The 23,313-nt window shown below is 70.3% G+C and carries 22 protein-coding genes; 3 read left to right on the forward strand and 19 right to left on the reverse strand.

The window, feature by feature from the left end; translation table 11 throughout:
* Positions 1-34: 34 nt before the first annotated feature.
* A complete protein-coding gene (locus FS845_RS21715) occupies positions 35-1,054 on the reverse strand; it encodes a LysR family transcriptional regulator (RefSeq protein WP_144639257.1) in 1,020 nt (339 codons plus the stop codon).
* Between the two features lie 300 nt (positions 1,055-1,354).
* Between FS845_RS21715 and FS845_RS21720 the strand changes: the two genes are divergently transcribed.
* Entirely contained in the window at positions 1,355-2,056 is a 702-nt protein-coding gene (locus FS845_RS21720; protein ID WP_144639259.1) for a heavy metal response regulator transcription factor, read from the forward strand.
* A complete protein-coding gene (locus FS845_RS21725) occupies positions 2,053-3,420 on the forward strand; it encodes a heavy metal sensor histidine kinase (protein WP_144639261.1) in 1,368 nt (455 codons plus the stop codon). Before FS845_RS21720 ends, FS845_RS21725 begins: the two co-directional genes overlap by 4 nt.
* 121 nt (positions 3,421-3,541) lie before the next feature.
* Here the strand turns inward: FS845_RS21725 and FS845_RS21730 are convergent, their stop codons facing one another.
* From FS845_RS21730 to FS845_RS21750, 5 genes are read right to left on the reverse strand one after another with little or no spacing between them, the layout of a single operon-like run.
* Complete coding sequence (locus FS845_RS21730; RefSeq protein ID WP_260986393.1) at positions 3,542-4,957, reverse strand: aldehyde dehydrogenase family protein; 1,416 nt, start codon at positions 4,955-4,957, stop codon at positions 3,542-3,544.
* Positions 4,957-6,636, reverse strand: a complete 1,680-nt coding sequence (locus FS845_RS21735) for a thiamine pyrophosphate-dependent enzyme (protein ID WP_144639265.1) — start codon at positions 6,634-6,636, stop codon at positions 4,957-4,959. Before FS845_RS21735 ends, FS845_RS21730 begins: the two co-directional genes overlap by 1 nt.
* A 31-nt stretch (positions 6,637-6,667) precedes the next feature.
* Positions 6,668-8,002: an FAD-binding oxidoreductase gene (locus FS845_RS21740; RefSeq protein ID WP_144639266.1), complete on the reverse strand. Its 1,335-nt coding sequence runs from the start codon at positions 8,000-8,002 to the stop codon at positions 6,668-6,670.
* Between the two features lie 29 nt (positions 8,003-8,031).
* Positions 8,032-9,144 (reverse strand): histidinol-phosphate transaminase, encoded by a 1,113-nt coding sequence (gene hisC, locus FS845_RS21745; protein ID WP_144639268.1) that lies wholly within the window; start codon positions 9,142-9,144, stop codon positions 8,032-8,034.
* 13 nt (positions 9,145-9,157) lie between these two features.
* Entirely contained in the window at positions 9,158-10,156 is a 999-nt protein-coding gene (locus FS845_RS21750; protein WP_186332374.1) for a Bug family tripartite tricarboxylate transporter substrate binding protein, read from the reverse strand.
* 291 nt (positions 10,157-10,447) lie between these two features.
* On the opposite strand from FS845_RS21750, the gene FS845_RS21755 reads away from it, so the two are divergent.
* Complete coding sequence (locus tag FS845_RS21755) at positions 10,448-11,443, forward strand: LysR family transcriptional regulator (RefSeq protein WP_144639272.1); 996 nt, start codon at positions 10,448-10,450, stop codon at positions 11,441-11,443.
* 57 nt (positions 11,444-11,500) lie between these two features.
* Here FS845_RS21755 and FS845_RS21760 read toward each other — a convergent pair whose 3' ends face one another.
* The 13 genes from FS845_RS21760 to FS845_RS21820 all read right to left on the reverse strand — a co-directional run bounded on the left by FS845_RS21760 (position 11,501) and on the right by FS845_RS21820 (position 23,306).
* Complete coding sequence (locus FS845_RS21760) at positions 11,501-12,472, reverse strand: Bug family tripartite tricarboxylate transporter substrate binding protein (RefSeq protein WP_144639274.1); 972 nt, start codon at positions 12,470-12,472, stop codon at positions 11,501-11,503.
* 111 nt (positions 12,473-12,583) lie between these two features.
* Positions 12,584-13,714 carry an alpha-hydroxy acid oxidase gene (locus FS845_RS21765; protein WP_144639276.1) on the reverse strand — a complete coding sequence of 377 codons (1,131 nt, stop codon included), beginning with the start codon at positions 13,712-13,714 and terminating at the stop codon, positions 12,584-12,586.
* Positions 13,715-13,776: 62 nt separating this feature from the next.
* Positions 13,777-14,589: a 4-hydroxy-2-oxoheptanedioate aldolase gene (hpaI, locus tag FS845_RS21770; protein ID WP_144639278.1), complete on the reverse strand. Its 813-nt coding sequence runs from the start codon at positions 14,587-14,589 to the stop codon at positions 13,777-13,779.
* 7 nt (positions 14,590-14,596) lie between these two features.
* Complete coding sequence (gene hpaH, locus FS845_RS21775) at positions 14,597-15,412, reverse strand: 2-oxo-hept-4-ene-1,7-dioate hydratase (RefSeq protein WP_144639280.1); 816 nt, start codon at positions 15,410-15,412, stop codon at positions 14,597-14,599.
* On the reverse strand, positions 15,412-15,846 hold the full coding sequence (locus FS845_RS21780; protein WP_144639282.1) for a 5-carboxymethyl-2-hydroxymuconate Delta-isomerase: 435 nt from the start codon (positions 15,844-15,846) through the stop codon (positions 15,412-15,414). Before FS845_RS21780 ends, hpaH begins: the two co-directional genes overlap by 1 nt.
* A gap of 1 nt (position 15,847) precedes the next feature.
* On the reverse strand, positions 15,848-16,711 hold the full coding sequence (gene hpaD, locus FS845_RS21785) for a 3,4-dihydroxyphenylacetate 2,3-dioxygenase (protein ID WP_186332375.1): 864 nt from the start codon (positions 16,709-16,711) through the stop codon (positions 15,848-15,850).
* A gap of 2 nt (positions 16,712-16,713) precedes the next feature.
* On the reverse strand, positions 16,714-18,183 hold the full coding sequence (hpaE, locus tag FS845_RS21790) for a 5-carboxymethyl-2-hydroxymuconate semialdehyde dehydrogenase (protein WP_144639286.1): 1,470 nt from the start codon (positions 18,181-18,183) through the stop codon (positions 16,714-16,716).
* Between the two features lie 10 nt (positions 18,184-18,193).
* Positions 18,194-18,961 carry a fumarylacetoacetate hydrolase family protein gene (locus tag FS845_RS21795; RefSeq protein ID WP_144639288.1) on the reverse strand — a complete coding sequence of 256 codons (768 nt, stop codon included), beginning with the start codon at positions 18,959-18,961 and terminating at the stop codon, positions 18,194-18,196.
* Complete coding sequence (locus FS845_RS21800) at positions 18,958-19,617, reverse strand: fumarylacetoacetate hydrolase family protein (RefSeq protein ID WP_144639290.1); 660 nt, start codon at positions 19,615-19,617, stop codon at positions 18,958-18,960. The genes FS845_RS21795 and FS845_RS21800 overlap by 4 nt, the downstream gene beginning before the upstream one ends.
* 42 nt (positions 19,618-19,659) lie before the next feature.
* A complete protein-coding gene (locus tag FS845_RS21805; RefSeq protein WP_144639292.1) occupies positions 19,660-20,637 on the reverse strand; it encodes a Bug family tripartite tricarboxylate transporter substrate binding protein in 978 nt (325 codons plus the stop codon).
* Positions 20,638-20,681: 44 nt separating this feature from the next.
* The gene (locus FS845_RS21810; protein ID WP_144639294.1) at positions 20,682-22,349 is read right to left on the reverse strand and encodes an FAD-dependent oxidoreductase; all 1,668 of its coding nucleotides are present in this window, start codon (positions 22,347-22,349) and stop codon (positions 20,682-20,684) included.
* A 160-nt stretch (positions 22,350-22,509) separates the two neighbouring features.
* A complete protein-coding gene (locus tag FS845_RS21815) occupies positions 22,510-22,695 on the reverse strand; it encodes a hypothetical protein (protein WP_144639296.1) in 186 nt (61 codons plus the stop codon).
* A gap of 26 nt (positions 22,696-22,721) precedes the next feature.
* Positions 22,722-23,306 (reverse strand): 3-phenylpropionate/cinnamic acid dioxygenase subunit beta, encoded by a 585-nt coding sequence (locus FS845_RS21820; protein ID WP_144639298.1) that lies wholly within the window; start codon positions 23,304-23,306, stop codon positions 22,722-22,724.
* Between the last annotated feature and the right edge of the window lie 7 nt (positions 23,307-23,313).

The raw sequence follows: 23,313 nt of genomic DNA on the forward strand, positions 1-23,313 counted from the left end.
AAAGTGTGAAAAAGGACGCCCGGGGTGGCCGGATTCAGGCGCTGAGCGTCCATGCATCCACTTTAGGCACCCACGGCTGACCCTTTCTGGACGCGTACGGGTCATTTCTGTCAGGCAGCGCCGGCAACGCGTCGTCGAACGCACCGGCCAGCGGCAGGCGCGCCGACAGGGTCGCCAGGCGCTCCACCAGGAAGTCCACGAAGACACGCGCGCGCGCCGGGGGCGTGCGGCTGCCGAACAGCGCGTAGACGCCGACCGGGTCCAGCCGCCAATGCGGCAGGATGGGCACGAGCCGCGTATCCTGCGGTCCCGCGGCGGGCAAGGCGGCGATGCCGGTGCCCGACACCGCGAAGCGCCGCACGATCTCCAGGTCGTTGGCGCGCAGCCGCGCACGCGGCGATACGCCGATGCGCTCGTCGCCCTGCACCAGCGTCCAGGCCGACAGTTCCGGGCATACGTCGCAGCGCAGGCACTCGTGGGCGTGCAGATCGGCTGGCGTCTCGGGCCAACCATGGCGGCCCAGATAGGCGCGCGACGCATACAGGCGGAACGGCACGAAGCCCAGGCACCGCGCCACCAGGTCCGAATCCGGCTGCACGCCCCAGCGCACGGCCACGTCGAACTCGCGGCTGGCCTCCCAGCCTCGTCCTCCCGTGTAATCGCAATGGAAATCCAGCGTGGGCCAGTCCTGCGCGAAGTCCTGCAGCAGCGACGCGAACCGCAGGGCGTCCAACGGATCGGGCAGCAGCACCTTCAGCGTGCCGCTGGGCTTGATGCCCTGCTGCAGCAGCACGTCCTGGGCGTCCGAGGCCTGCTCGACCAGCTGGCGGCAGCGGTCGTAGTAGAGCTTGCCGGCTTCGGTCAGCACGATCTTGCGGGTGCTGCGGGCCAGCAGCTGCACGCCCAGGTGCTGCTCCAGGGCCTGCAGGCGGCGCGACAGCGTGGAGGCCGGCACGTCGATCGACTCGGCCGTGCGCGACAGGCTCTGCCGCTTGGCCACCTCCACGAAGTACACGATGTCGTTGAAATTGAAGCCGCTGGCGGACTGTCTCATGATTCGTCCCAGGGGCCGGTTGGCAGGCGGCGACTCGGGCGGCCGCGGAACGCGGCCTGGACATCCCGCATGACGCCGCACGCAACAGGCAGGGGCGAACTTTAGGATTCCGCGCCTGTCAACGCCTTGACCCGTTCCTGACAGAATCGGGACAAGGCCGTCAGCCGTGCGTCCCTGTTTCCGCGTTCCTGACAAAGCTGTCAGCAAGCGGACAGTCCCGCGACCTCCGCCAGCCACTACACTCTCATCCGACTGGGCCGGTGCGCCCGCGACGTGTCCACCAGAAAGGCAAGAACCCCCGTGCGTGTCCTGATCATCGAGGACGAGGAAAAGACCTCTTCCTACATCCTTCGCGGCCTGGTCGAACAGGGCTATACGGTCGACACCGCCGCCAACGGCATCGACGGCCTGCATTACGCGCTGGAGTTCGACTACGACGCCATCGTGCTGGACCTGATGCTGCCAGGCATGAATGGCCATGCCGTGCTGGACAACCTGCGGCGCCGCAAGGCCACGCCGGTCATCATGCTGTCGGCGCGCGGCACCGTGAACGACCGCGTCGACGGCCTGCGCAAGGGCGCCGACGACTACCTGGCCAAGCCGTTCTCGTTCATCGAGCTGGTGGCCCGCCTGCAGGCGCTGACCCGCCGCCGCAGCGATACGCTGGAGGCCACGGTGCTGAACATCGACGACCTCTCCATCGACCTGCTGGCGCGCCGCGCGGTCCGGGCCGGCCAGCGCCTGGAGCTGACCGCCAAGGAGTTCTCGCTGCTGACCCTGCTGGCGCGCCGCCAGGGCGAGGTGCTGTCCAAGCTGATGATCGCCGAGCAGGTCTGGGACATGAACTTCGACAGCGACATCAACGTCGTGGAAGTGGCCGTCAAGCGGCTGCGCGCCAAGGTCGACGCGCCGTATGGCAACAAGCTGCTGCACACCGTGCGCGGCATGGGCTACGTGCTGGAGGCGCGCGCGGCGGGGCTGCCCGCCGCCCTGCCCGCATGATCCACCGCATCTCCATCGCCGGCCGCCTGGCGGCCATGATCGCCATCACCGGCGCGGTGGTGTTCGGCAGCGTCGCCATGCTGCTGTATCACGTGCTGGACGAGGCGGTGCGCAACCAGATCCGTGGCGAGCTCACGCTGCAGCACACCTTGCTGGATCCCCTGCTGTCGTCCCGCGACAGCCTGGACGACTGGGGCGTGGTGCATACCAAGCTCAACGGCATGCAGGAGAACGGCCGCATCCGCTACTGGATCCTGTCCGACGACTCGCGCTGGCGGCACGGCGCGACGCCCAGGCTGCAGCAGGACGAGGCCCTGCGCGACGAGGTGGTGCAGACCATGCACGATTCGTCAGACCGCATCTGGTGCATGCTGTCGCGCACCATCGAGGCCCGCGGCCAGCGCCCGGACGTGCGCTTCGTGGTCGCGCTCGATTCCACCTCGTACCTGCACACCCGGGACCGCTTCATGTACATGATGCGGGTTGCCTGCGGAACGGGCATCCTGATGGTGGCCATCCTCGGCTACTGGATCACCAGGCTGGGCCTGTCTCCCGTGCGGCGCCTGAGCCGCCAGGCCAACGCGCTGCCGCCGCACGATCCCACGCAGCGGCTGGCCGTGGGCAACGCGCCCGCCGAAATCCGCGAGCTGGGCGTGTCGATCAACCATTCGCTCGAACGGCGCGAGGCGGCGTGGCGGCAGCTGGAAGGCTTCAACGCCGACGTGGCCCACGAACTGCGCACACCGCTGACCAACCTGATCGGCCAGACCCAGGTGGCCCTGAGCCAACCGCGCCAGGCCGACGAACTCCAGGACCTGCTGGCGTCCAACCTGGAAGAGCTGGAACGCATGAGCGGCATCGTCAACGACATGCTGTTCCTGTCCAGCGCCGAGAACGGCACCCGCGCGGCGGAGCTGAGCGACATCTCGCTGCGCGAGGAAGCGGAGAAGACGGTGGAATACCTGGAGGATTCGTTCAGCGAGCGCCGGATGCAGGTGGTGCTGCGCGGCGATGCGCAGGTCTGCGCGGACCGCCGGCTGTTCCATCGCGCGCTGGCGAACCTGCTGTCCAACAGCGCGCGCTATGCGGATGCGCCGTCCACCGTCACCGTGGCCATCGCGCGGGACGGCGACCATGCCACGGTGCAGGTGTCGGACCACGGCGACGCCATCCCGGCGGAGCAGCAGGCCCGGCTGTTCGAGCGCTTCTACCGCGCCGATGCCGCGCGCACCCGCAGCGGGGCGCATCACGGCCTGGGCCTGTCCATCGTGCGCGCCATCGCGCGCATGCACGGCGGCGACGTGTTCGTCAGCAGCGAGAACGGCGTCAATACGTTCGGGTTCCGGATGCTGCTGAAACCGTAGGCGGGCGGGACGCCGCCGTATGCCGTGCGCGCCTCGCCCTGGCGCGGTGCCTCGGCGCGCGGTCGCGCCGGCGTCCAGGCCGTAATGGCCGCGATGTGGATCCGCGGCTGGCCGGCAAGCCCTACGCCCCGTGCAGCGACCGGTACGTCAGGCACTCCTCGACGCCGAAGCGCCCGTTCTCGCGGCCCAGGCCGGAGTCGCGCCGTCCACCGAACGGCGTGGCCAGGTTCTGCGGGGCGCCGTTGATGATCACCTGCCCCGTCACCATCCGGCGCGCGAACGCCGTGGCGCGCTCGGCATCGGCGGACCACACGGCGCCGGACAGGCCATAGCGCGTCGAATTCGCCAGCGCCAGCGCCTGCTCGGGCGTGTCGTACGGCATCAGGGCCAACACCGGGCCGAACGCCTCGTCCTGCGCGATCTCCAGGGCCGGCGACACGTCGGACAGCAGCGTCACGGGGCAATACCAGCCGCGCTCGAAGCCCGTCGCCCTGCCCGGCCCGCCCGCGACTAGCCGCGCGCCCTGCTGCAGGGCCTGCTCGACCATGTCGCCGATGCGCAGGAATTGGCGCTGGTTGGCCACCGGGCCCAGGCGCGTGGCCGGGTCCATCGGGTCGCCCAGCGGCCAGTCCGCGAGCAGGCCCAGCAGCCGTTCCTCGACCTCGGCCAGCTTCGCGCGCGGCACGATCAGGCGCGACTGGCTGACGCAGGCCTGGCCCGAGTTGGCCAGGGCCATGCGCAGCGACACGCCCACCGCCGCGTCCAGGTCGGCATCGGGCAGCAGCACCGACGCCGACTTGCCGCCCAGTTCCAGCGTGACGCGCTTGAGATGCTGCCCGGCCTCGGCCATGACCGAACGCCCCACCGCCGTGCTGCCGGTGAAGCTGACCTGGTCGATGCCCGGATGGGCGACCAGCGCGCGGCCCAGCGGCGCCCCGCCCCACACCAGGTTCACGACGCCGGCGGGCAGCTGCGCTTCATGGCAGGCTTCGATGAACAGCCAGGCCGCGCCGGGCGCGAACTCGCTGGGCTTGAGCACGGTGGCGCAGCCCGCCGCGATGGCCGCCGCCACCTTGGCCACGATCTGGTGCAACGGAAAATTCCAGGGCGTGATGGCGGCGATCACGCCGACCGGCACGCGCTCGACCAGGCCATTGCCGATGCGCTCCTGCCACACGATCTCGTCCAGCGCGGCACGGGCGAACGCCAGGCCCTTCAGGGCCATGGGCACCTGCATGGCCTCGCCCAGCCACACGGGGCAGCCCATCTCGCGCGCCAGGCTGTCGACGATCCGCCCGGAACGCTTCTGCAAGGCCTCGCCCAGCCGGTCCAGCGCGGCGCGCCGCTCGTCCAGCGTGGAAACGCCCCACGACGACCGCCCGCGCACGGCGCTCTGCACCGCGCGCTCCAGGTTGGCGGCCGAGCACTCGCGCACCTGCGCCTGTACCGCTTCGGTGGCGGGATTCCGCACCGCCAGGAACTGCTCGCCCTCGCAGGGCAGCATGGCGCCGTCGGCGTAATAGGCGTCGTAGCGCATCAGAGGACTCCGTCCAATGGGTTCGCCGGCGCGGCCGGTCCCGTCATGCCCGGCATGGGCTGCAGCCGCAGCAGATGCCAGGGGCTGGGCACCACGCCGATCTTCACTTCGATCATCACCGGACCGCCCGCTTCCATCGACTGCCGCACCGCCGCGCCCAGGGCCTCCGGCGTCTCGACCCGTTCGAACGGCACGCCGAATGCCTGCGCCAGCAGGCGGAAATCGGGATTGCTCAGCTCCACCGCGACCTCGGCGCCGAACGCGCGGCGCTGGATGGCGCGCACGTTGCCGTAGTGGCCGTCATTGAAGACGACCAGCGTCACCGGCAGGTCGTAGCGCCGGGCGGTTGCCAGTTCCTGCAGGTTCCAGCCGAAGCCGCCGTCGCCCGTGATGGAGACCACGCGCCGGCCGCCGCCGCCCACCGCGGCGCCCAGCGCCACCGGGAAGCCATAGCCCAGCGTGCCCTGGTAGCCGGGGCCGATGTAGGTATGGGGCGCGTAGACGGGAAAGGCGATGCGGGCCAGGTAGCCGACCTGCGTCAACTCGTTCACGAAGATCGCATCGTCGGGCATGGCCTCGCGCAGCGCCTTCACGTACTGCGATTGCGGCGCGATCGCATCGATCTGGTCCTGCGCCCAGCGCTTGACGGCCAGGGCGTCTGCTTCCTTCAGCACGGTGCGGGACCTGAGCCGCTCGGCCAGGCGCGGCAGTTCCCGCGCGGCGTCGCCGATGAGTGCGACGTCGGGCATGCGCGGCGGCGTGACGTCGGCGGGATCGATGTTCAGGTACACGTAGCGCAGGCCCGGTGCCGTGGGCCATGAGGCGGTGGGCGTCATGGCGTCGATGAAGCGGCTGCCCACCACCAGGATCAGGTCGGCATGCTGGAACACGGCGCGGCCCGCCAGCGAGTTCATCGACAGCGGATGGCGGTCGCCCAGCGCGCCGCGGCCGTTGTCGCTGGCCACGACCGGCGCGCCGATCTTCTCGGCCAGCGCGCGCAGGCCCGCCGCACCCGCGGGATTGTTCACGCCGCCGCCGGCATAGATCACCGGGAACGCGGCCGCGTCGATCAGCGCGGCCGCGGCATGCAGCAGCGCGTCGTCCACGGCGGGCACGGCCTGCGGCGCGGCCTGGCCGCCGGCGCCCGCCTGCTGCTCGATGCTTGCCTGAAGGAAGTCGTGCGGAACCTCCACCCCCACCGGGCGCGGCCGGCCATGGTCCAGCTGCGCGAAGGCCAGGTCCATGGTGGCAGCGATGCGCTCGGCGCACGGCACGACGGCGTTCCACTTGGTCAACCCGGCCACGAAGCCGGTCTGGTCCTTGATCTCGTGCAGCAGCCCGTAGCCCTTGCCGACGCCCTGGGAGTGGATCTGCGGCGTGACGAACAGCACCTTCGAGTTCGACGCATACGCGGTCGCCAGGCCGGCGCCCGTGTTCAGGGCGCCCGGGCCCGGCACCACCATGGCCGCGCCCACGCGGCCCGAGGCGCGGTAGTAGCCATCGGCCATGTAGGTGGTGGCCTGCTCGTGGCGCGGCACGTACAGCCGGATCTCGCCGGCGCGCTGGCGCAGGGCATCGACCGCCCAGTCCAGCTGGATGCCGGGGATCAGGAACAGGTCCTCGATGCCATGGCCGATGAGATTCGCCGCCAGGGCCTGTCCGCCCGTCGTTGTCGTCATTGTCTACTCCTGGTTCTTCCGAAACCGATGTTCATCCGCGCAGATCGAAGATCCGGCCGGGATTGAGAATGTTCCTGGGATCGAGCGCCTGCTTGATCGCCTTCATGGCGGCCACGTCGGCCGGCGCGCGCGCGCGGCCCAGCATGGCCTTCTTCTTGCGTCCCACGCCGTGTTCGGCCGTGACCGTGGTGGTGTAGTCGGGCAGCACGTCGTACAGCGCCGCCTCGACCTGCCGGCGCACCTCGTCGGTGGGACAGGGCCCGATGCACGCATGCATGTTGCCGTCGCCGGCATGGCCGAAGAAATAGGCCCGAACCGGCAGGCCGGCAGCGGCCAGATTGGCGCGGGCGGCCGCCACGAAGGCGTCGTAGTGTTCGGCCGGCATGCCCAGGTCGAAGCCGGCGTACGGCCGGATGCCGGCCTGGATCTCGCCCACGGATTCGCGGATGGCCCACAGCGACCGCGCGTCGCGGCCCGAGCTGGCCAGCACCACGTCGTGCACCAGTCCGTCCTCGCACGCCCGCGACAGCACGCGCTCCAGCAGGCCGGCCAGCGCAGCCTCGTCGTTGCCCTCGACCTCGACCAGTACCGCGCGCCGGTCCGCGAACCCGGCGGGCAGCGCGCGGGCCGAGGCGTTCACCGCCATGGCGGCGGCCACGTACTCGGGCCACATGACCTCGAACGCGGACAGTGTCTCGGCCAGGCCGACGCGGCAGTGACGCAGCAGGTCGCCGATGGGCACCTGAGCGGGCAGCGCCAGCAAGGCGGCCAGCCGCACGGCGGGCGTGGGCGTCAGGCGCAGCGCCAGCGTGGTGATCACGCCCAGCGTGCCCTCGCTGCCCACCAGCAGCTGCGTCAGGGAATAGCCCGCGTTGTTCTTGGCGAGTTGATTGGGCGGACCGATGACCGAACCGTCGGCCAGCACGGCCTCCAGCCCCAGCACCAGGTTGCGCGTGTTGCCGTATTTGATGACCCGGCAGCCGCCCGCATTGGTGGCGGCATTGCCGCCCAGCTGGCACGAGCCGCGCGAGCCCAGGTCCAGCGGAAACGACCAGCCCTCCGCCTCGACCAGCGCCTGCAGCTCGGCCAGCACCATGCCGGCTTCCACCACGATGACGCCGGCCCGGCGATCGAAGCTGACCACCTGGCGCAGGTCTTCCAGGGACAGCACGTGCTCGCCGTCCGCGGGCGCCGCGCCGCCCGACACGCCCGTGCGCCCGCCCTGCACCGCGATGGGCGTGCCCGTGGCCTGGTGCGCCTTCACCCATTCGGCCAGCGCCTGGACCGTTCCGGGCCGGTACACGGCGGCCGGGGTGCCGTAGCGCGTGCCGGTCCAGTCGTGCAGGTAGCGGGGTTCTATCGTCATGCCGTCTCCTCGGTCAGCGTGCGCGGCGTTCAGGCCGGCGCGGGCGCCTTCAGTTCCGCCCGCATCGCGTCCAGCAACCGTGCATTGTTCTGCGCGGATCCCACGGACACGCGCAGCCACGCCGGCAATCCGTAGCCGCCCACCGGCCGCACGATCAGGCCGTGCTGCTCCAGCCGCCCGGCCAGCGCGGCACCGTCGCCCACCCGGACCAGCACGAAGTTGGCGTACGAGCGCAGGTAGCGCAGCCCCAGCGCGTCGAACCCGGCATACAGCTGCTCGCGGCCCTGCGCATTGACGCGCACTGTCTGCTGCAGGAACTGGCGGTCGGCCAGCGCCGCGATGGCGGCAGCCTGCGCCACCGACGTGACCGAGAACGGCGCGCGAAGGCGCCGCAGCATGGCCGCGACCTCGGCCTGGGCCACGCCGTAGCCCACCCGCAGGCAGGCCAGGCCGTACGCCTTGGAGAACGTGCGCGTGACGATGACGTTCGGGTGCTGGCGCACGAACTCCAGCGAATCGGGCCCTTCCTGGTCGGGCAGGTATTCGAAGTACGCCTCGTCCAGCACCACCACGACGTGGCTCGGCACCCGGCCCAGGAAGCCGGCAAGCTGGGCCTGCGGCACGCGCGTGCCGGTGGGATTGCCGGGATTGGCCAGGTAGACCACGGCCGTGTCGGGCCGGATGGCCGCCAGCAGCGCCTGCGTGTCCACCGTGTAGTCCGGCGACGGCACCTCGATGCCCTCGGCGCCCACGCGCTGCACGGCATTGACGAAGGCCTGGAACGAGTACTGGGTGTATACCGCCGAGCGGCCCGGGGCCAGGAAAGCCGCGGCCACCATGGCCAGCAGGCTTTCCGAGCCCGCGCCGACCACGACCTGCTGGGGCGGCACGCGCAAGGTCGAGGCCAGCGACTGCACCAGCGCGGTCGCGTCGTTGTCGGGATACAGCGACAGGTCGATGGCCGCGCTGCGCGCCGCCGCCGTGGCCAGCGGACTGGCGCCCAACGGGTTTTCGTTGGACGCCAGCTTGGCGATGCGATCCACCGGCATGGCCAGGCGGCGGGCCAGGTCTTCGATGGGCAGGCCCGGCACATAAGCCTTCAGGCCGGCGATGTGGCCAGGAACATTCGGGGAGTAAGTCATCGTTTGCCTGCCGTTATTCAGGGGTGAAGCCGGATTCCTTGATGATCGGGGACCACATGGCCAGCTCGTCGTCCAGCGTCTTGCGCAGGTCGTCGCGCGACAGGTAGGCGGTCCGCAGCACCAGGTCGTTCAGGCGCTTGGCGACGTCGGGGCTGGCGAGCACCTTGCGGAAGGCCTCGTCGTAGCGCGCCACCAGCTCGGGCGGCGTATGCACCGGCGCATAGGCGGCGAACCAGCCCGACACGTCCAGGCCCGGGACGCCCTGCTCCTGCAGCGTGGGGATGTCGGGAGTCAGCGGATAGCGCTGCGGGCTGAAGATGCCGATGATGTGCAGCTTGCCGGTGCGCGACTGCTCGTAGTGGTCCACCAGCGTGTCGACGCCGGCGATCACGTGACCGCCCAGCAGGTTGGTGACCAGCGGCGCGCCGCCCGCGAACGGCACGTGCGTCCAGCTGATGCCGGCATTCCTGGCATACAGCAGGCCCGAGAAATGGGCCATGCCGCCCGCGCCCGGCGAACCGTAGTTGGCCTGGCCGGGATGCTGCTTGAGCCATTGCGCCAGGTCGGCCGGCGTCTTGATGCCGGCATTGGCCGCCACCGACAGCGCGAAGGGATAGGACACCAGCCGCGCGACCGGCGCGAAGTCGCGGCGCATGTCGTAGTTCAGCTTGCCCTCGTACACCAGCGTGGCCAGCGTGGTGACCGCGTTGGGCACGATCATCAGGTAGCTGCCGTCCGCGCGGGCGGACTTGGCGTAGGCCGCCGCGATGCGCCCGCCCGCGCCGGCGCGGTTTTCCACGACGACGTTGGCGCCCAGTTCCTTGGCCAGCGGCTGCGCCAGCAGGCGCGCCACGATGTCGACGCTGCCGCCGGGCGGGTAGCCCACGATCAGGTTGATGGTCTGGGGCACGTCGGCGGCCGTGGCACCGGCCAGCGGCACCGCGGCGGCCAGGCTGGCGCAGGCCGCCAGGAACCAGGCGCGGCACAGCCGCGCGAAAATGGAATTCTGCATGTCGGTTTTTCCCTTGGGCGTTTCTTCGTTGGACGACTTGGATGGGCAAGTTCGGCGGCTATCTTCCCGATCCGGCCCGATACCGGTCAACGCATCCGGACGCATCGCGATCACCTGCGGCAATCGCATGGGCCGCGGCGTCGGGCTTCGCGACGCTGGAACCTAGCGATTTCCCTAGTGCCGCGCCGAGCCCTGCGGCAAGGCGCCGCCGTATCATTGCCAGGCGGCGTCCACGCCGATTCCGGGCCGCGCATCCGGCCGGCCTCACGGCGAGGGTTCTTCACTTTGGGCATGACACTGCAGCAGCTACGCGACTTCCTCGCGGTCATCGAGCACGGCGGCTTCCGCGCGGCGGCGCGCGCGCTCGACGTGTCGCAAGGCGGCCTGACCAAGAGCGTGGCGAGGCTGGAGGACGACAACGCCGCCATCCTGGTGCGGCGCGACGCCAAGGGCCTGCAGCTGACGCCCGAGGGCGAGGCGTTCGCGCCGCTGGCGCGCGCCGTGGTGCAAGAGGCGGACCGGGCCGCGGCCTGGCTGCTGCACACCAGCCGGCAGCAGCGGCCCACCGTCAGCGTGGGCGTGTCCATCGATCCCGCGCTGCGCCTGGCGCCCACCGTGTTCAGCGACTTCCGGCGCGGCAACCCCAAGGTGGCGCTGCACATCACGCACTCCATCACCAGCGACCTGCTGATGCAGCTGCGCGACAACCGCATCGAACTGGCGCTGGTGCGCGTGCCGACCTCGGCCGACGCGATGTTTTCCGACGACCTGAAGGTCGAGCCCCTGTACGAAGCCGAACCCGTCATCCTGGCGCGCATGGGTCATCCCCTGAATGAAGCCGCCAGCGTGGCGGTCCTGAATACGTATGACTGGATCGTCGTGGGCGGCGCGCCGGAACAGAAGACCGGCGACGCCAGCCTGGTCGAGATCTTCGACCAGGCCCACGTGAACCGCCCGCGCGTCGCGGCGTATTCCTCGTCGCTGTTCGATGCCGTGTCGCTGCTGATGCATTCCGACTACCTGGCCCGCCTGCCCGCCGTGGTGCTGCAGCACCCGCTGGTGCGCGGCAAGCTCAAGGCGATCAGCATGGGCGAACGCGCGCGCCCCTACACCATCGCCCTGGTCCACAAGTCGGGCCGCAAGCCGAGCCGCGAGGCCCATCTGCTGTGCGCGATGATCACGTCGTTCGTGCGCGTCGACAGTGCGCGCACGGCGGCGGCCGGGACGGCGGCCAGCGCGGCGGCCAGCGCGGCGGCCAGCGCGGCGTCCGATCGCCTGGCTCCTTGACCGCTTGGCCAGCAGCCAAGGCGGCCTCGTCGAGCCCCTGGCGGGCGCCGCACCGGCCTAGCGCTGCATCGTGCCCACTTCCTTCACCACCCTGCCCCACTTGGCGGTCTCGCTGTCGATGTAGGTGCCGAACGCCGCGGTGTCCAGGTAGGCGGGCTCGACGGCCAGGGTGGCGAACTCGCCATCGACCTTGGGATCGGCCACGATGGCCTTCACGCGCTCGGCCACCTTGGCCACGATCTCGGGTGGCGTGCCGGCCGGCGCGAACAGGCCCAGCCAGCCGCTGGCCGAGTAGCCCGGATAGCCCGACTCGGCCACCGTGGGCACGTCCGGCGCGCCTTGCGCGCGCTTCGGGCTGGTCACCGCCAGGGCGTTGACCTTGCCTCCCTTGATGGCGCCGATGGCCGAGGTCAGGTCGACCACGCCCAGCGGAATCTGCCCGGCCATCACGTCGGTCAGCGCAGGCGCGCTGCCGCGGTACGGCACCGCCACCAGGTTGGCGCGGGACATCGACGCGAACAGCGCCCCGGCCAGGTGATGCGAGGTGAACTGGCCCGACGTGCCGTAGCTGATGCCGCCGCCCTTGTCCGACGCAGGCACCACGTCGGCCAGCTTCTTCAGTCCGGACTTCTCGCCCGCCACGAACACCAGCGGGATGTCGACCACCTTGGCCACGGGCGCGAGCTGCTTGTCGGGGTTCAGCGGCGCGGCGTCGGGCAGGTGGCGGTTGACCGAGATGGCACCCGTGGCGCCTATGGCCAGCGTGTAGCCGTCGGGCGCGGCGTGCGCCAGCGCGATCAGGCCGGTGGTGCCTCCCGCGCCCGCGCGGTTCTCGACCACCACCGGCTTGCCGAAGGCCTGCGACAGCTCGCGGGCCACGACGCGCGCCACGCCGTCGGCCGAGGCGCCGGGCGCGAACGGCGCGATGAGGGTGATGGGCTTGTCGGGATAGTTCTGCGCGGCCGCGCCGCCGCCGATCGAGGCCAGCGCGATGCCGATGGCCAGTGCTGCGTAATGTCCGTGCTTCATGGTCTAGTCTCCTGGTTCTCTTTATGGGACGCGCGGCACGAAGGCGATGCGCCGCGCGGCGGGGCTCGACGCGGGCGCATGTCCCGCGTCGTTGTCTCGATACGGCCGCGGTCAGTCCGCCTGGATCATCGATGCGTCCAGTTCGTCCACGCTGCGCGCGCCCAGCAGCGTCAAGGTCCGGCGCATCTCGTCCTCGATGATCTCCAGCACGTGCGCGGCGCCGCGCGGTCCGGCCGCCGACATGCCGTACAGCGTGGCGCGGCCGAGCCAGACGCAGCGCGCGCCGGCGGCCAGCGCCTTGACGACGTCGCTGCCGCGCCGGAAGCCGCTGTCGGCCATCACCGTCAGCTGCGCGCCTACCGCGCGTGCGATCGCGGGCAGCACCTGCATCGGCCCCGGCGCGCCATCCAGCTGCCGCCCGCCGTGGTTGGACACCACGATGCCGTCCACGCCGTGCTGCGCGGCAAGCTGGGCGTCCTGCACCGACTGGACGCCCTTGAGGACCAGCGGCCGGTCCCAGGCCTGGCGCAGCCACCGCACGTCATCCCAGCCGATCTGGCGCTTCAGGTGGGCCTCCATCACGAAGGGTTCGGTGCGCGAATACGGGAAATTGGCCAGGTGCGGCTGGCCATGGCGCAGCATCTGCAGGCTCCAGGCCGGATGGCGCGCGAAGTCCAGCAGCTTCTGCGCATCCAGCCGCAGCGGCAGGCGCGAGCCGTGGCGGATGCTGGCTTCGCGCTTGCCGGCGCAGGGTGTGTCGACCGTCAGCACCAGCGCCTGGTAGCCGGCCTCGCGGGCGCGCCGCACCATGGCGGCCGTGGCATCGCGGTCGGCCAGCAGGTACAGCTGGAACCAGCGCGCCGCCCCGGCCTGGCCCTGCCGCGCCACGTCCTCGATGGAGGTGGTGGACGCGGTGGACAGCACGAAGGGAATGCCGGCGCCGGCCGCGCCCTGCGCCAGGCCGCAGTCTGCCTGCGGCCAGAACAGCCCGGCGAACCCGGTGGGACCGACCGCCAGCGGCAGGCGCGCCGCGGCGCCGAACAGCCGTGTCGACAGGTCGACCTCGCCCGGCGTGGCGCCGCGCAGCACGCGCGGCTGGAAGCGGATGTCCTGCAGCGTCCGGCGGTTCAGTTGGCACGTCAGGCCGTCCTCCGCGCCGGGCTCCAGGTAGTCGAACGCGATACGCGGCAGTCGGTGCCGGGCCGCCTGCCGGTAGTCCTCGACGTTGACGAATTTTTTCATGCGGGGTCGCCTTCACGTGCAGGGTTGGACATCGGGACGCGGCGATGCCGCCGCGCCCCGCTTCAATACACCGACGGCGACGCGGGGGACGGCGCACTGGCCGGCGCCGCGCCCTTGAAGCGCGCCGCCAGCTCGCGGGCCGACCGCACCAGCAGCGTCGTGTCCACGCCCACCGCCACGAACAGCGCGCCGGCCTCGATGTAGCCGCGCGCAAGCGCCAGGTCCGCCGTGAGGATGCCGGGCGCGCGGCCGGCCGCGCGCACGCGCCGGATGCCGTCCAGGATGGCCTGCTGCACCTCCGGGTGCCCGGGCTGCCCCAGGTAGCCCAGCGAGGCGGACAGGTCGGCCGGCCCGAAGAACACGCCGTCCACGCCCGGCACCGCCGCGATCTCGTCCAGCGCGTCCAGCCCCGCGCGGGTCTCGACCTGCACCAGCACGCACATCTGCTCGTCGGCCTTGTGCAGATAGTCGGGGATCTGGTTCCAGCGCGAAGACCGCGCCAGCGCGCTGCCCACGCCGCGGATGCCCACGGGCGGATAGCGCGTGGCCGCCACCATCTGGGCGGCCTGCGCGGCGGACTCGACCACGGGCACCAGCAGCGTCTGCGCGCCGATGTCCAGGATCTGCTTGATCAGCGGCACGTCGCCGATGACGGGCCGCACCACGGCATGCACCGGATACGGCGCGACCGCCTGCAGCTGGGCCAGCAACTGGCGCACGTCGTTGGGCGCGTGTTCGCCGTCCAGCAGCAGCCAGTCGAACCCGGCCCCCGCCACGGCCTCGGCGGCATACGGATCGGCCAGGCCGACCCACAGGCCGATCTGCACCCTGCCCTGCCGGATGGCTTCCTTGAAGGTATTGCGAGCGATGTCCATGGCGGCCCTAGATGAAGCGGAAGTTCAGTTTGCCCAGCCGGCCGTAATCGGCCTCGAACACGTCGCCGCGACGCGCCGCGACCGGCCGCGTGAACGACCCCGCGAGCACGAGTTGTCCCGCCTGCAGGCTTTCGCCCCAGGGCGCCAGCTTGTTCGCCAGCCAGGCCACCCCGACCGCCGGATGCCCCTGCACGCCGGCGGCCAGGCCGGTTTCCTCCACCACGCCGTTCTGGCGCAGCACGGCGCCCGCCCACGGCAGGTCGATGGCGTCGGGGGCCACGCGCTCGCCGCCCACGATCACGCCGGCATTGGCCGCGTTGTCGCTGATGGTGTCGAACACCTTGCGCATGGTCTTGGTATGGCGGTCGAGCTGCTCGATGCGCGCATCGATGATCTCGATGGCGGGGGTCACGTACTCGGTGCAGTCCAGCACCTGCTCGACCGTGACGTCGGGCCCGGCCAGCGGGCGCTTGAGCACGAAGGCCAGCTCCACTTCCACGCGCGGCGCGATAAAGCGGTCGGTGGGCATGTCCAGCACGCGGCCGGGCTCGCAGGTGTAGAACATGCTGTCCAGCAGCGTGCCGTAGTCCGGCTCGTCGATCTGGCTGGACAGCTGCATCGCGCGCGAGGTCAGGCCGATCTTGTGGCCGATGACCTGGCGGCCTTCGGCAAGCTGCAGCGCCACCCAGGCGCGGCTGATGCGGTAGCCGTCTTCCAGCGTGATGTCGGGATGGCGGCGCGAAAAGTGCTCGATCTGCACGCGGCTTTTCTCGGACTGGTGCAGCTCCGCGGCCAGAGTCTGGATCAGGGTGTCGCTGAGCATTACTTCCCTCCTTGGAACAGCGCGTGCAGGTTGCCGAACCTGGCGTCGTACACCTGCGGCCCGACGTCGATCTGGAACGTCATGCCCACGCGGCGCTTCTGCAGCAGCGGCGCCAGCCCCGCCTTGGCGGCTGTGGTGATGGCGTCGCCCGCCGCCTCGATCGCGGCCTGGCTGCGGCCGGCGCCCATGCGCAGGTTGAGATAGACGAAGCCGTAGTCGCCCGGCTCGCCCGCGGCGCGGCCCGCCGCGCCATTGTCGGCCACCGCGCCGTGCGGCGCGGGATAGGCGAACACGCGGATGCCGCCCGTCGGGAACACGGCCTTGCCGGACTCGTCGCGCGCGCCGCGCATCGCGTCGGCCAGGTCCTGGCAGACGGCGTCCATGTCCACGTCGCGGTCCAGGCCGCCCGAATAGAGAATCACCAGATGCGGCATGTCAGGCTCCCAATGGCGTGACGGGGAAGACGGCGTTGATCTGGCCGGTGCCCGAGCTGCCGAAGTACGGCGTGACCACCTCGGCCGGCGCGGTGTAGTCGGTCCAGCCCAGCGCGCCCAGCAGCATGGCGGTGTCGTGCATGCCGCCCTCGCCCCAGCACTTTTCGTTGTAAAGGGGCAGCATCGGGCAGAAGGTCTTCCAGTCGCCGCGCTGCCACAGGTCCACCACGTGGCGGTCGACCTGCTCCAGGAAGGGATCCCACACCTTGTGCATGAACTGCGGCGCGGTGCCGTTCTCGGCGAAATGGTGGCTGAGCGAGCCGCTGGCCAGGATGGCGACCGTACCGTCGTAGCGTTCCTCGATGGCGCGGCGCACCGCCTGGCCGAAGCGCACGCTGGCCGGCAGGTCGTGCCACATGCACCAGCCCGACACGCTGACCACCTTGAAATGCCGGTCTTCGTTCATGTAGCGCATGGGCACCAGCGTGCCGTACTCCAGCTCCAGCGTGGTGTCGCTGTGGGCGCGCGTGGCCACGCCCATCTCGTTGGCCACGTCGGCGATCAGGTGTCCCAGTTCCGGATTGCCCGGATACTCGTACGGCAGGTTCTTGATGAAGTGCGGCAACTCGTTGCTGGTGTAGCAGCCGCTGAAGCCCGGACCGCAATTGATGTGGTATTCGCTGTTCACCAGCCAGTGCACGTCGAACACCACGATGGTGTCCACGCCGAGCTCGCGGCAGCGCCGCCCGATCTCGCGATGGCCGTCGATGGCCGCCTGGCGGCAGCCCTTGTTGGGGCCGTCCAGTTCGCTCAGATACATGGACGGCACGTGGGTGATCTTCGCGGCGAGCGCCAGTTTGCCCATGGTCAGACTCCCCAGTGCGGAATGTGATGGCCGCCCAGCGACACGGCCACGTTCTTGGGCTCGCAGAACACCTCATAGCTCCAGGTGCCGCCTTCGCGGCCCGTGCCCGAGGCCTTGGTGCCGCCGAAGGGCTGGCGCAGGTCGCGCACGTTCTGGCTGTTGACGAAGCACATGCCGGCCTCGACGGCGGCGGCCACGCGGTGCGCGCGGCCGAGGTTCTCGGTCCACACATAGCTGGACAGGCCGTACTGGATATCGTTGGACAGCTCGATGGCGTGGGCCTCGTCGCGGAACGGGATGAGGCAGGCCACCGGTCCGAATATTTCGTCCTGGGCGATCTTCATGCGGTTGTCCACGTCGGCGAACACCGTGGGCCAGACGAAGTTGCCGTTGCGTACGCGCTCCGGCAGCTCCGGCGCATAGGACGGACGGTCCAGCCCGCCGCACAGCAGCGTGGCGCCCTCCTTCGGGCCCAGCTCGATGTAGCCGCGCACCTTGGCCAGGTGGGCCTTGCTGATCAGCGGGCCCACGATGGTCTTCTCGTCCAGCGGATCGCCCACCGGGATGCGGCGGGCGCGCGCCGTGAATTTCTCGACGAAGTCGGCGTAGACGCTCTGCTGCACCAGGATGCGGCTGCCCGCCGTGCAGCGCTGGCCGTTGTTCGAGAAGATCATGAAGATGGCGGCGTCCAGCGCGCGGTCCATGTCGGCGTCGTCGAAGATCACGAAGGGGCTCTTGCCGCCCAGCTCCATGCTGAACTTCTTCAGGCCAGCGGCCTGCACGATGCGGTTGCCCGTGGCGGTGGAGCCGGTGAACGACACCGCGCGCACGTCGGGATGGGCCACCAGCGGCTCGCCCGCGTCGCGGCCATAGCCGTGCACGAGGTTGAGCACGCCGGGCGGGATGCCCGCTTCCAGCGCCAGCTCGCCCAGGCGGGCCGCGGTCAGGGGCGACAGTTCGCTCATCTTCAGCACCGCCGTATTGCCGAAGGCCAGGCACGGCGCGGTCTTCCAGGTGGCCGTCATGAACGGCACGTTCCAGGGGCTGATCAGCGCGCACACGCCCACCGGGTGGAACAGCGTGTAGTTCAGATGGGTGGGCGTGGGATAGGTGTGGCCGTCCACCCGCGTGCACATCTCGGCGAAATAGCTGAAGTTGTCCGCCGCGCGCGGCACCAGCTGCTTGCCGGTCTGCGCGATGGTCTGGCCGCAGTCGTTGGTCTCGGTGCGCGACAGCTCGGGCACATTGGCGGTGATCAGCTCGCCCAGCCTGCGCACCAGGCGGGCGCGCTCGGTGGCCGGCGTGGCGGCCCATTTCGGAAACGCCGCGCGGGCCGCGGCCACCGCCGCGTGCACTTCGGCTTGGCCGCCGGCCGCCACTTCCGCCAGCACTTCCTGCGTGGCGGGGTTGATGGTCTCGAAGTACTGCTGGCTTTCGACGGCCTGGCCGTCGATCAGGTGTTGAATACGCATGGATCTTTCCTTATCGTCCGAATACCGCGTCGCCGACGATGGTGTTGGCCAGGGCGCCGATGCCCTCGATCTCGCACACCACGTGGTCGCCCTCGTTCACGTTCACCACGCCATCGGGCGTGCCGGTCAGGATCACGTCGCCGGGCGCCAGCGTCATGAAGCCGCTCAGGTACTCGATCAGCGCGGGAATGTCGTTGACCATGTCGGCGGTGGAACCCTGCTGCGTGACCTCGCCGTTGACGCGCGTGCGCAGCGCCAGCGCGTGCGGATCGGGCACGTCGGCGGCGTCCACGAACCACGGGCCCAGCACCGTGCAGGTGTCGCGGTTCTTCACGCGCAGGTTGGGCCGGTACCAGTTCTCCAGGTAGTCGCGGATGGCGTAGTCGTTGGCCACGGTGTAGCCGGCGACGTGGGCCATGGCGTCGGCCGCCTTCACGTTTCTGGCGGGCTTGCCGATCACCACGGCCAGCTCGCACTCGTAGTGCATGAAGGTGGCGTCGGCCGGCCGGCGCGTCTGGGCGCGGTGGCCCACGATGGCGCCGGGGCCCTTGAAGAAGACCAGCGGCTCGTCTTTGGTGGTCACCGTCAGTTCCTTCGACAGCTCCTTGACGTGGTCGGCGTAGTTCAGGCCCAGCACGATGACCGTGCCCACGTCGAACGGCGCGAGCCAGACCACGGCGTCCTCGGCCACCACCCGGCCGTCGGCCAGCTTCAGGCCCTGCTCGTGCGGCGTGGCCGTGTGGATGGCGCCGCCATAGGCAACACGTGCGGTTCTCATCGGACTTGTCCCTCCAGTCGTCCCAGTGCGCCGGCCTGCAGCGCGAAATGCTGGCCCGCGCGGATCCGCGGACCGTCGATGCGCGCGCCCAGCAGCAGCACGTCGCCCGCCGACAGCGTCATGAAATCGGTCACGTCGGCCAGCAGCGTGGCGGCGGGCCGCACCAGGCCGGCCATCGAGACCGCCTGCACGGGCGCGCCGTCGATGGACACCTCGATCTCGATGCCCTCGGGATCGGCCGCCGCAGCGATGCGCTCGCCCAGGAAGCAGGACCCGTCGCGCGCGACGAAGCGCGCGGAGGGGCGGTAATAGGTGTCGTGCGGCACGGTCAGGTCGGCCACCAGCAGCAGGCCGGCGACGTGGTCGAGCGCGTTGCCCGCCGACAGGCGGCAGGCGGTGCGCCCCATGACCAGGCCCACCGTGGCGCCGACGCGCAGGCTGTCCGCGTCGGCGGGCAGCGCCACGTCCTGCCCATGGCCGGACAGCGTGTTGCGCGGCTTCATGTACAGGATCGGACCCTTGGGCGGCGCCTTGTGGGGCGGCTCGTGCGCGGCGTCGCCGATCTGCTCCAGCGCGGAAGGCTGGTTCAGCAAGGCGCCGTAGACCACGCCGGACAACCGGTATGGCGCTTCGTCATAGAACAGGAATCGCGGCATCGATGGCTCCGTGATCGGGTTGAGAAAACCAGGCGCGGCGGCCTAGTCGATGGTGGCGCCGGAGGCCTTCACCACCTTCGCCCAACGTTCGCTTTCGGTTTCGGAGAAGCGCGCCAGCTCTTGCGGCGTGCTGGTGCGCACGGACATGCCGTCGGACTGGAAGCGCTCCTTCACGGCGGGGTCGGCCAGCACCTTGGACAGCGCGGCGTTGTAGGTGGCCGTGATCGATTCGGGCGTGCCGGGCGCGGCCACCAGGCTTTGCCAGGCGACGGCCTCGTAGTCGGCCGTGCCGGGGACGCGGGTCTCGCGCACCGTGGGCACGTCGGGCAGCGTCGGCAGGCGCCGCGCCGACGTGACCGCAAGCGCGCGCACCTTGCCCGCCTTGATCTGCGGCAGCACCGGCGCCAGGTCGGCGAACATCATGGCGACCTGACCGCTGAGCACGTCGTTCAGCGCGGCGGCCGAGCCTTTGTAGGGCACGTGCGTCAGCGACACGCCGGCCGAGGTCTTGAACAGTTCGCCCGCCAGGTGCTGCGGACTGCCGTTGCCCGCCGACCCGAAGCTGAGCGCGCCCGGCTCGGCCTTGGCCAGCGCCACCAGTTCGGCCAGCGAATTGGCCTTGACCGAGGGCGCCACCACGATCACCAGCGGCACCTCGGCCACCAGGCCGACCGGCGCGAAGTCGCCGGGCTTGTAGGGCAGCGTCTTGTACAGACTGCGGTTGATGGCCAGCGTGGTGCTGGTGGCCATCAGCAGCATGGTGCCGTCGGGAGCGGCACGGGCCACCGCCTGGGCGCCGATGAGCGTGCCCGCGCCGGCGCGGTTCTCCACGACGAAGGAGCGGTCCAGCTCCTGCGACATGCGCTGCGCGATGATGCGCGCCAGGATGTCGGTGGCGCCGCCCGGCGCGTACGGCACGACGAGGGTGACCGGCGCCTGCTGGGCGGCGGCGGCCGTGCCCGCCGCCAGGGCGAGCGCCGCGGCGCACACGGCCCGGATGATGCTTGCGTAGGGGTTCATGGGTTGTCTCCTTGATTCTGGTTGTTGTGAGGAAGGCCTCGCGGTCAGGCCGCGCGGGCCGCATCGGCGCTGGCGCCCCGCAGCCGGTCGACCAGCGCCAGGCTATCGGCCGGCGGCGCATCGCCGCGCCACGCCACGTGCTGGTCGGGGCGCGAGATCAGCAGCGCATGGCGGTAGGCCTGCGGCGCCGTGTTGCGGGACACGTCCAGCAAGCGCATCGGCAGGCCCCTCCGGGCGGCGGCGTCCAGCAGCGGCCGCACGTCCACGTCCGGATCCAGGCGGATCACGCAGTAGTCGGGGCCCGTGGCGTCGTACAGCGAGCGGCCGTCGGGCAGCGTGAAGTGCGGCGTGCGGCAGCCCGGCACCGTCGAGGGCGTGAAGCTGCCCATGGCGTAGCCCGGCTGCGCTTCGCCGTCATAGGCGATCAGCGGCGACTGGTCGTAGAAGTAGCCGAAGTTCAGCCCCGCGCAGCAGTACTGCTGCACGTTCAGGTCGTAGGCACGCCGGCCTACTTCCTGCCGCACCGCCCTGCCCGCCTCGTCCTGGGCCTCGATGTTGTCCGGCACGATGCGCCGTTCGGTGGCCATGGCATGGGCGTGGTCCATCACGAAGTGCGAGACCTGCGAAGTGATGGGATGGCGTTCGCCGACGTAGGCCTGCAGGATCTCCGGGTCGCCCCAGCCGTTGACCACGGCCGCCAGCTGCCACGCCAGGTTGGCCGCGTCGGCGATACCCGCGTTCATGCCATAGCCGGCGTACGGCACCCACAGGTGCGCCGCGTCTCCGCAGATGAAGATGCGTCGGTCGCGGAAACGGTCTGCCACCAGGCGGCGGCCGAACCAGTCTTCCTTGCTGATCACCTCGTACGGGAACTGGTCGTCCACGCCCAGTATCTGGCGGATGCTGCGGTCGCGGTCCACCGATTCGAAATCGGGCTCGTCGTCCTTCAGGTAGTTGTGGACCAGCCACAGTGCCTGCCCGTCGATGGCGTAGACGTTGCCGCAGCGCACCGGATTGAGCGTGAACGTGGCCCACGCCGGCGGATGCTTGAACAGCCCCAGCAGCCCGGGCGCGCGGATGTAGGTGGACTGCACGCGCTGGATCACGGCATCGCCCACCAGCCTGGCGCCGATGGCGCCGCGCACGTGCGAGCGTCCGCCGTCGCAGCCCACCAGGTAGTCGGCCTCGAAGGACAGGGTCTCGCCGGTGTCCAGGTCGCGCGCCCGCACCTGCACGCCCGACTCGGTCTGGCCGACCGTCTCGACCTCGACGCGGTTGCGGATGGCCAGGCCAGGCATGGACTCGGCGTGCGCGAACAGGATGGGTTCGAGATAGATCTGGTTGATGCGGTGCGGCGGCTCCGCGGTCGGCCAGTCGGTGTCCGGGCCCGGATCGTTGCGCAGCCGGCCGGCGCGGCTGGGGATCGGGATGCGGGTCAGCTCGATGCCGGTGGCGCTGGTGCGGTAGGCCACGTCGTGCGGGTAGTCCGGCGGCAGGCCCGCCTCGCGCACGGCGCGCGCCACGCCCAGGCGGCGGAAGATCTCCATCGACCGCGCCGAGACGTGGTTGCATTTCACGCTGGGCGGCTCGCCGCGCTGGCGCTTCTCCAGCACCAGGACGCGCACGCCCCGGCTGGCCAGATCCATGGAGACCGTCAATCCGACCGGACCGGCGCCCACCACGATCACACTGTGCTTTTCCTTGCCACCCATGATGTTTCTTTCCGTCTGTGTTTCAGAGATGCGCAGTGTATGGACGGCCCGAAAAGCCGGACAAACGATACTTTTTTATCCGTTTATAAAATTCTTGTATGAATCGCACGGCGCCGTGCGAGCCCTTGCCCGCGCAGCCCCGTGGCAAGGGCCTCCCGGGCTAGTCGCCCGTGCCCCGGGCCAGCCCCGAGACTTCCTCGCAGTGCACCAATTCGCCCGCCTCGTCACCGCCATCGAAGCGCACCTGCACCCAGATTCCGTCGCCGATGTTCTCGACGATCTCGGCCGTGCGGCCGTCCTTCAGGGCCAGCCACTGGCCCGCCTGCAACTGCATCAGGTTCAGCATGTCGTTCCTGCCTATGGGATCGGATGTCAGAAGAACATCGTCAGGTTCTTGGCCAGCAGCACGTTCTGCGGCAGGTGGATCTCGCGACGCGCCAGTTGCCACCCATCGCCCACGCGGCGCAGGCGGTCGTAGCGCCGGCCGGCGAAGAAATACTCTTCGTACTCGCAGCGGTTCTGGTACATGAGGAAGCGGCTGCGCACGTCCACCTCCAGGCCGCTCGCGGCCGATTCGTCGATGGCGGTGATCTGCACGTTGCTGACCAGGCGCGACAGCCTGGACAGCGGCTCTTCCGCCCAGTGCACCCCGGTCATGATCTGCTCGGCGCGCTTGGCCAGGGTCCATTTGCCCTCGTTGAACCAGCTCATGTCCTTTTCCATGCGCGTGTGCTCGGCGCTGCCGTGCCTGCCGAACTTCACGTTGAAGTTCATGGGCATGAAGTACACGAGATCGTCGGCCAGGGTTTCCAGCCAGAGGTCGAAGCGGCGCGTGTCCAGCAGCTCGCATTCGTCGTACAGGTGCTCTTCCACGTCGCGCTTCAGGTCGTAGTAGCGCGCATCGCGCACGAGGGCGGGCACGCCGGGCGCGGCCACGTCGGTAACGGTGTCGTTCATCTCGATT

Origin of the sequence: Bordetella genomosp. 13 (assembly GCF_007679965.1) — a bacterium.
Lineage (GTDB): Bacteria > Pseudomonadota > Gammaproteobacteria > Burkholderiales > Burkholderiaceae_B > Bordetella.